Origin of the sequence: Nonomuraea candida (genome assembly GCF_000725485.1) — a bacterium.
Taxonomy (GTDB): Bacteria; Actinomycetota; Actinomycetes; order Streptosporangiales; family Streptosporangiaceae; genus Nonomuraea; species Nonomuraea candida.
In genome coordinates, this window is record NZ_KL647033.1 from 281,709 (window position 1) to 289,431 (window position 7,723).

Here is a 7,723-nt window from a genome sequence, read left to right on the forward strand (position 1 = left end):
GCGTGACGTTGCACGTGGCGGTCATCGGGTCGGGCCCCGCCGGGATCTACACGGCCGAGGCCCTGGTCAAGCAGTCTGCCGAGCCGGTCGAGGTGGATGTCGTCGAGCGGCTGCCGACCCCGTACGGGCTGGTCCGATACGGCGTGGCGCCCGACCACACCTCGATCAAGTCCATCGCCAACTACCTGCGCAAGGTGCTGGAGCTGCCCCAGGTGCGCTTCCTCGGAGGCGTCACGCTGGGGTCGCACGTGTCGGTGGACGATCTGCTGGGCGTCTACGACGCGGTGGTCTACTGCACGGGCGCGATGGTCGACAGGCGGCTCGGCATCCCGGGCGAGGACCTGCCGGGCAGCGTGGCGGCGACCGACTTCGTCAACTGGTACTGCGGGCATCCCGACGTCGATCCGGGGCGGTTCACGCTCGACAGCTCCGAGGTCGCGGTGATCGGGGTCGGCAACGTGGCCGTCGACGTCGTGCGCATCCTGGCCAAGACCGCCGAGGAGCTGCGCGCCACCGACGTGCCCCACGAGGTGCTCCAGCGCCTGGGCGAGAGCCAGGTCAAGGCCATCCACATGGTCGGGCGGCGCGGGCCCGAGCACGCCAAGTTCACCCTGAAGGAGCTGCGCGAGCTGGGCGAGCTGACCAACGCCGACGTGTGCGTGCGGCCCGACGAGGCCGTCGTCTCCGGCGGCGACTTCCCGCGCCAGGTGCTGGGCAACATCAAGGTGCTGCAGGGGTGGGCCGGACGCGAGCCGGTGGGCCGGCCGCGCCGCCTCGACGTGCGGTTCTGGATGCGGCCGGTGGAGATCCTCGGCGCCGACCGGGTGGAGGGGCTCAGGCTGGAGCGCACCCGGCTGTCGGAGGAGGGGCGCGTGGTCGGCACGGGCGAGTTCGAGACGCTGCCGGTCGGGATGGTGCTGCGCTCGGTCGGCTACCAGAGCGTCCCGCTGCCCGGGGTGCCGTTCTCGGAGAAGACGATGACCGTGCCGAACGAGGCCGGGCGCGTGCGCGAGCGCGAATACGTGGCGGGCTGGCTCAAGCGCGGGCCGACCGGGGTGATCGGCACCAACAAGTCCGACGCGGCGGAGACGGTCCGCACCCTGCTGGCCGACCTCGACGGGCGGGAGCGCACGGGCACGGGCGGGATCGACGCGCTGCTGGCCGCGCGCGGGGTGCGGCCGGTGACGTACGACGAGTGGCTGGCCATCGAGGCGGCCGAGGCGGAGCTGGCCCAGTCGCTCAGCCGGGGCGAGCGCGTCAAGCTGATCGGGCTGGAGGCCATGCTCCGTGTCTGCCGTCCCTGAGGGGTTCGCGGCGGCGTACCGGCTGCAGCGGGCCCGCTGGCCGCTGTCCGAGCCCGGCCGGCTGCCCGGCTGGCAGCCGGTCCACACCGTGTACGTCCCCGCCGACCGCTTCTCCCCCGCCACCGTCGCCGAGTGGGGCGACCGGGCGCTGGCCCTGCTCAAGGCGCATCTGCCCGGCCCCGGCGAGCTGGCCGAGGTCTTCGGCACGCCCGCCGGGCTCGCCGCCGCCGTGCACGAGCGGGTGCTGCGCAAGCTGTCCACCGAGCCCGTCGAGGACCTGCGGATCGACTTCGAGGACGGGTACGGCGCCCGCCCCGGCCCCGTGGAGGACGAGCACGCGGAGCGGGCCGCCGAGGCGGTCGCCGCGATGCACGCGGCCGGGACGCTGCCCCGGCGGTGGGGGCCGCGGGTGAAGTCGTTCGCCGACGGGGACCCGGAACGGGCGGTGCGGACGCTGCGCCTGCTCGTCTCGGGGGTGGCGGGGCGGACCGGCGGGCTTCCCCGCGGCTTCGTGGTGACCTTTCCCAAGGTGCTGCTGGAGGCGTACCTCGGGCAGTTCGCGGCCGTGCTGGAGGAGCTGGAGACCGAGCTCCGGCCGCCGTCGCCGCTGCGGTTCGAGATGCAGGTGGAGGCGCCGCAGACGCTGCCGTTCCTGCGCGCCGACCTGGCCGGGTCGCTGGGCGGGCGGCTGGCCGCCGCGCACTTCGGGGTCTTCGACTACACGGCCGCGATCGGGCTGCCGCCGCACGAGCAGCGGCTCGACCATCCGGCCTGCGACCACGCGCGGCACGTGATGCAGACGGCGTTCGCGGGGACGGAGGTCGAGCTGTCCGACGGCTCGCTGGCCGCCGCCCCCGCCTCCGACCGGACGGACGACGTGCACGCGCTGTGGCGGCGGCACGCCGGGCTGGTCCGCCACTCGCTGCGGCACGGGTTCCACCAGGGCTGGGACATGCACCCGTCACACCTGGTGAGCCGGTTCGCCACGGTGTACGCCTTCCATCTGGCGACGTACGACGCCTATCGGGAGCGGGTGCGGGCCTGGGAGGAGCGGCGCGCGGCGGAGGGCGGGGTCATGGACGAGCCCGCCACCATCCGCACCCTGGCCGCCGCCCTGCACCGCGCGGACCACGCCTTGCCGTGACCCGCCCGGCGAGAGGGCGCCACGGGCTGGGGGCCGGCTCTGCCGTCAGTCGCGTTCGACGAGGGAGCGCCACTGGCGTACCAGGCGCCATTCGACCGGGTCCGACCAGCTCGACCGCACGGCCGAGCCGACGTGGAAGGCGCGGATGCCGTAGTCGAGCAGGACCGGCACGTGCGCGGGCCGCAGCCCGCCGCCGGCCAGCACGATCGACCCGTCGCCGGCGTCGGCGCGGGCCTTGAGCACCGGCAGGCCGTCGTTCACGCCGGTGGGCGCGCCGGAGGAGAGCACGGTGGCCAGGTTGGGCAGCAGCCGCACGGCCCGCCAGGCGGCGTGGACGTCGGCGGCGTGATCGACGGCGCGGTGGAACGTCCACGGCAGCGGGGAGACGGCGTGGATGAGCGCCTCGGTGGCCGCCAGGTCGACGGCGCCGGCCCCGTCCAGGAACCCGAACACGAACCCGGCCGCCCCGGCCTGCTTCAGCTCCTTGGCGTCACGGCCGAGCCGGGCGAGGACGTCGGGGTCGGCGGCGAAGTTCGCGTCACAGCGCAGCATCACCATCTGGGGCAGCGGGCACTCGGCGGCGATCGCGGCGACCGTCTCCGGGGAGGGGGTCAGCCCGTCGGCCGCCATGTCGGCCACGACCTCCAGACGGTCGGCTCCGCCCTGTTCGGCGGCCACGGCGTCGCGCACGTTGAGCGCGATCACCTCGAGCAGGGATCCGGTCATGGAGGAGAGGTTATCGGGTGATCTGTCCCTTTGCGCCACAATGTGCCCGGCCGCCTGGCACCCGATCACCTGGCCTGTTCGCTCTCAGCCCCAGGTCAGGAAGCGGTAGTGCAGGCCGGTCGAGGACTCCCGCCACTCCCCGGCGGAGTCCGGCGGGCGGCCGACGTCCGGTGCGTACGTGTCGCCCTCGAAGGGCTCGCGGATCTCGGTGACGACGATGCGGTCCGCGAGGGGCAGCGCCGCGACGTAGACGGCCGCGCCGCCGATCACCCACACGTCGCCGGAGGCCGCGTCGAGCGCCTGCCGCAGGTCGGGAAACGTCTCCACGCCCTCCTGGGGCGTACGCGACAGCACGAGGTTGCGCCTGCCCGGCAGCGGGCGGAACCGGGGCGGCAGCGACTCCCACGTGCGGCGGCCCATGAGCACGGTCGTGCCCTCGGTCAGGGCGCGGAAGTGCTTCAGGTCCTCCGGCAGGTGCCAGGGCAGCGTGCCGTCGCGGCCGATGACGCCGTTCGCCGACTGCGCCCAGACCAGCCCGATCACACCGGCCACACGGATGGTCACACCGCCACCGGCGCCTTGATGGCGGGGTGGGGGTCGTAGCCGTGGATCGCGATGTGCTCGTAGGTGTAGTCGAACAGGCTGTCGGCCGGCTTCAGGCTCAGCGTGGGGAACGGCCGCGCCTCGCGGGCGAGCTGGGTGCGGACCTGCTCCTCGTGGTTGTCATAGATGTGGCAGTCGCCCCCGGTCCAGACGAAGTCGCCGACGCCGAGGCCCACCTGCTCGGCGATCATGTGCGTCAGCAGGGCGTAGCTGGCGATGTTGAACGGCACGCCGAGGAACAGGTCCGCGCTGCGCTGGTAGAGCTGGCAGGACAGCCTGCCGTCGGCGACGTAGAACTGGAAGAACGCGTGGCAGGGCGGCAGCGCCATGCGCGGGATGTCCGCGACGTTCCACGCCGAGACGATGATCCGGCGGGAGTCGGGATTCTCGCGCAGCGTGCGCAGCACCTCGCTGATCTGGTCGATGTGCCCGCCGTCCGGGGTCGGCCACGACCGCCACTGCACGCCGTAGACCGGGCCGAGGTCGCCGTCCGGCCCCGCCCACTCGTCCCAGATCGTGACGCCGTGGTCGCGCAGCCACGTGACGTTGCCGTCGCCGCGCAGGAACCACAGCAGCTCGTAGGCGATCGAGCGGAAGTGCACCTTCTTCGTGGTGATCAGCGGGAAGCCGTCGGACAGCCGGTAGCGCAGCTGGTGGCCGAAGACCGACCGCGTCCCCGTGCCGGTGCGGTCCTCCTTGCGGGCGCCGGTGTCGAGCACGTGGCGGAGCAGGTCTTCGTACTGCGTGTCGGGCATGTCCGCAAGCTTAGCCAAGGGCTCCGCACGCCCGCTCCCGTGTCGTGTGGCGGGGCCGGCCGGGCCGGTGGGGCCGGTCAAGCGGTCCAGGCAGTCAGGACAGACAGGCCGGTCAAGCGGTCAGGCCGGTCGGCCAGTCAGGTCGGTCAGGTCGGTCAGGCGGGCGTGAGGGACAGGCGGGCGGGCAGGTCGGTGAGGCTTTCGATGCGGGGCACCGTCGCGTCCGCCGCCGGCGACGGCCCGCCGGTGACGAAGTCGATGCCGCGGTCCAGCCAGACGCCGGTGAGCCCGGCGAGGGCGGCCGCGTTCACGTCGCTCTCCAGCATGTCGCCCACGTTGACGGCGCGGGCGGGGTCCGTACCCATCCAGCGGCACGCGGCGGCGTAGGCGGCGGGCTTGGCCGCACCCAGCTCGGCCGGGGTCAGGACGGCCTCGAAGTACTCCAGGAGGCCGAAGCGGGCGAGCTTGGCGCGCTGCTGGTCCGGGTCCCCGTTGGTGAGCACGGCCAGCCGCGGCCCCCCGGGAAGCCCTCTCAGAGCCTCCAGGCACGGCCGCACGTCGGGATAGCACTGCCAGGACTTCTCGAACGGGGCGAGGTAACGCTCGGCGATCCAGGCGTCCAGCAGCCCGGGATCGTCCGGGACCGGCTCACCCAGCGCCGGCAGGAAGGACCTCAGCCTGCGCCGGTGCTGCTCGGCGAAGGAGCACTCACCGGCCAGGTACTCGCGCATGTGACGCCCCTCCAGCGTCCACCACAACGCCACCAGCTCCTCGGGGGAGGCCGTCGCGCCCGGCGCGGCCCGCACGATCCGCCCGATCGTCTCCAGGACCGCACTGCGATGATCGACGAGAGTGCCGTCAAGATCGAAGAAGATCACATCCGCCATGCGGAGATCATCCCGCGCACGCCCACCCTGACACCAGCGGGGCCACGGCACCTTGCACCCCGTGCGGACGGCCTTGTTCCTGTCCCGGCGCGAAGCCCGCTCGTCTCAGGGGAGTGCGGTTCAGGCTTTCCCGTCACCGGACTCGCGTTCGGCGGCCAGTTCCGTCGCGACCTCGAGCTGGTCGAGGGCCGACTGGAGCCGCGCGCCGGTCGACTTCCCGACCTCGCGCTCCAGTATCGCGATCGCCTGATCACTGAACTCGCCCATGTTGCCGAGCAGCAACGCCGCGTAGTCGAAGTCCTGCCCGGACAGTCCCTCGACCACCTGATCTATGACCGGGAGCGCGGCCAGCATGCGGCCCCGGCAGTAGTCCTCGATCTCGACGGCCCGGCCTTCTATCACCAGATGCCCGTCGCGGCCATAACTGCGGAATATCTCATGCAGCAGCAACCAGCCGAAGTCAGGGAGATACGCGCGTGAGCGCAGCTCATCGAGAATCACATCGGTGACAGCGGCCGCCGACGTATAAAGGTCTCCCTGATTCACAACATGGCCGTACAAAGCACGGAACGCATCCGCCCGTTGCTCGCTTGCACCGTTAAGGAGTCGCCGCAGGACTGGCGGAACACCTGAGGCGTCACCGCTCATCGTTCTAAGCTCCCGCCAGTCCCACATTACGCATACCTGCTTTCTGGCCGACGATTACCAGCGCCGATCCGGCGGTACTTGCGACGGGTCGATCCAACCCTGACACCTGGGGCAGAAGTCTGCCTCGTTCATCGTATTCGGGTGTGCCGGGTGCCCGAACCGGATATTCTCAGGCTTCGACCCCCGGCTGACGAGCTCGTCTCTCGCGAGGTCTTCAGCACAGTGCGTGGAGCCGCCCCTTTCTGAGCGCTTCTTGCCCACTACCACGTCGCCCGTTACACAATCGACAGCACCAACGATCATAACGTGCTTGCTGCGTTGTGTTTTCGACATGCCTTCTCGGACTTTATCTCTCGCCCTGTCAGCAATCGCCCAGCATTCCTCGTCCGTATAGCGAGGCGCATCGTTGTGAACGAGAATCGCTTGGCCGCCTGCCACCACATGATAGGTGTGGAAGTCCTCGACCGTGAGGTTGTGGACGCGCCGCGTGGCAGTGCGGTGCTCTACCGCGCTGACCTGGACGTACGTGCCGGCCGAGGTCTGGAGCCACATGCCGGGGCGCAGGTCGCCGGCGTTCAGCCAGGTCTGGCGCTTGGGCAGCCAGAACGGGTGTTCGTCGGTCGCGGTGAGGACGTCGCTCTTGCCGTCCACCGTGATTGTGATGTCCACCAGGTTCTTGGCGCCCTCGCTGGTGATCAGCGTGGTGACCGGGCGGGCCGCGGTGCGGCCGGTGGACGGGTCGGTGGCCAGGACCTCCTCGCCGGCCTTGATCTGCTCGATGGGCTTGCGGGAGCCGTCGGCCATCAGGACCAGGGTGCCGGCCACGAAGCTGTTCGGCAGCGCGCAGGTCACACCCGAGCCCGGTGCGTCCACCGGGACTTCGGGGATGGTGGCGTCGATGACCTGGCCGATCACCTCGTCGGCGATGTCCTCGGCGGCGTTCTCCCCGAGTTCCTCCACCACGTCCTTGGCGCAGGAGATCAGGCTGCGGCACAGGAGGTCGCCGTCGTAGCCGAAGTCCGGGTCCACACCGCCCATCTCCGCGATGTCGACATCGTTGAGGATCATCTCGTTCTGTTCCTGCGCGATGTCGTTCTTCTTGCGGGTGGTCGGCTTCGGCTTGGTCGGCGGCTTCTTCGCCGTCTTCTTGGTCGGCGGCTTCTTTGTGGTCTTCGTAGGCTTCTTGGCCTGCGATTTCTTGGTCTGGGGCTTCTTGGCCTGAGGCCTGTTGACCTGGGGCTTCTTGGCCTGCGGCTTGCGGATGATCGGCTTGGTCGGCTTCTTGACCTTGGCCCTGACCGTGGGTTTCTTGGTGGTCGACTTCTTCGTCTGTGTCTTCGTGGTCTTCTTGGTCGTCTGCTTCTTGGTGGTCTTCTTCGTCGTCTTCTTGGTGGCCTGCTTGGTGGCCTTCTTGACCGTCTGCTTCACGGTCTTCTTGACCGTCTGCTTCACGGCCTGCTTCACCGTCTGCTTGACCACCTGCTTCACGGCCTGCTTGGCCGCCGCCCTGAGGGCCGCCTGGGCCGCCACCCGCACCGCCATCCACAGCAGCGGGAGGCAGAAGGGGCAGTTGCCGGAGGGGTCGGTGTAGGCGAGGGGGTTGCCGGCGGCGTAGGTGTAGCGGTTGAGGTTGATGGACGGGTACGGGTCGATCGT

8 protein-coding genes are annotated in these 7,723 nt (G+C 70.7%); 2 read left to right on the forward strand and 6 right to left on the reverse strand.

What is annotated here, in order from left to right:
* The first annotated feature begins 2 nt into the window (after positions 1-2).
* Positions 3-1,304 (forward strand): FAD-dependent oxidoreductase, encoded by a 1,302-nt coding sequence (locus IO39_RS49235; protein WP_245642707.1) that lies wholly within the window; start codon positions 3-5, stop codon positions 1,302-1,304.
* Complete coding sequence (locus IO39_RS49240; RefSeq protein WP_043640924.1) at positions 1,288-2,448, forward strand: DUF6986 family protein; 1,161 nt, start codon at positions 1,288-1,290, stop codon at positions 2,446-2,448. The genes IO39_RS49235 and IO39_RS49240 overlap by 17 nt, the downstream gene beginning before the upstream one ends.
* A 45-nt stretch (positions 2,449-2,493) precedes the next feature.
* Here IO39_RS49240 and IO39_RS49245 read toward each other — a convergent pair whose 3' ends face one another.
* The 6 genes from IO39_RS49245 to IO39_RS49270 form a co-directional block, all read right to left on the reverse strand.
* Complete coding sequence (locus IO39_RS49245; RefSeq protein WP_043640927.1) at positions 2,494-3,174, reverse strand: copper homeostasis protein CutC; 681 nt, start codon at positions 3,172-3,174, stop codon at positions 2,494-2,496.
* Between the two features lie 84 nt (positions 3,175-3,258).
* A complete protein-coding gene (locus IO39_RS49250) occupies positions 3,259-3,738 on the reverse strand; it encodes a dihydrofolate reductase (protein WP_245642708.1) in 480 nt (159 codons plus the stop codon).
* Positions 3,735-4,532, reverse strand: coding sequence for a thymidylate synthase (locus tag IO39_RS49255; RefSeq protein ID WP_043640930.1), 798 nt, complete (start codon positions 4,530-4,532; stop codon positions 3,735-3,737). Before IO39_RS49255 ends, IO39_RS49250 begins: the two co-directional genes overlap by 4 nt.
* Positions 4,533-4,687: 155 nt before the next feature.
* On the reverse strand, positions 4,688-5,419 hold the full coding sequence (locus tag IO39_RS49260; protein ID WP_043640934.1) for an HAD family hydrolase: 732 nt from the start codon (positions 5,417-5,419) through the stop codon (positions 4,688-4,690).
* Positions 5,420-5,539: 120 nt separating this feature from the next.
* A complete protein-coding gene (locus tag IO39_RS49265) occupies positions 5,540-6,067 on the reverse strand; it encodes a hypothetical protein (RefSeq protein ID WP_157549931.1) in 528 nt (175 codons plus the stop codon).
* 54 nt (positions 6,068-6,121) lie between these two features.
* The coding region (locus IO39_RS49270; protein WP_043640938.1) for a polymorphic toxin-type HINT domain-containing protein at positions 6,122-7,723 on the reverse strand (1,602 nt) is incomplete at its 5' end.

Excerpts from the sequence above, each read along its gene's own strand:
- IO39_RS49245 (WP_043640927.1), bottom strand. The coding sequence starts at position 3,174 with ATGACCGGATCCCTGCTCGAGGTGATCGCGCTCAACGTGCGCGACGCC.
- IO39_RS49255 (WP_043640930.1), bottom strand. The coding sequence starts at position 4,532 with ATGCCCGACACGCAGTACGAAGACCTGCTCCGCCACGTGCTCGACACC.
- IO39_RS49260 (WP_043640934.1), bottom strand. The coding sequence starts at position 5,419 with ATGGCGGATGTGATCTTCTTCGATCTTGACGGCACTCTCGTCGATCAT.
- IO39_RS49265 (WP_157549931.1), bottom strand. The coding sequence starts at position 6,067 with ATGAGCGGTGACGCCTCAGGTGTTCCGCCAGTCCTGCGGCGACTCCTT.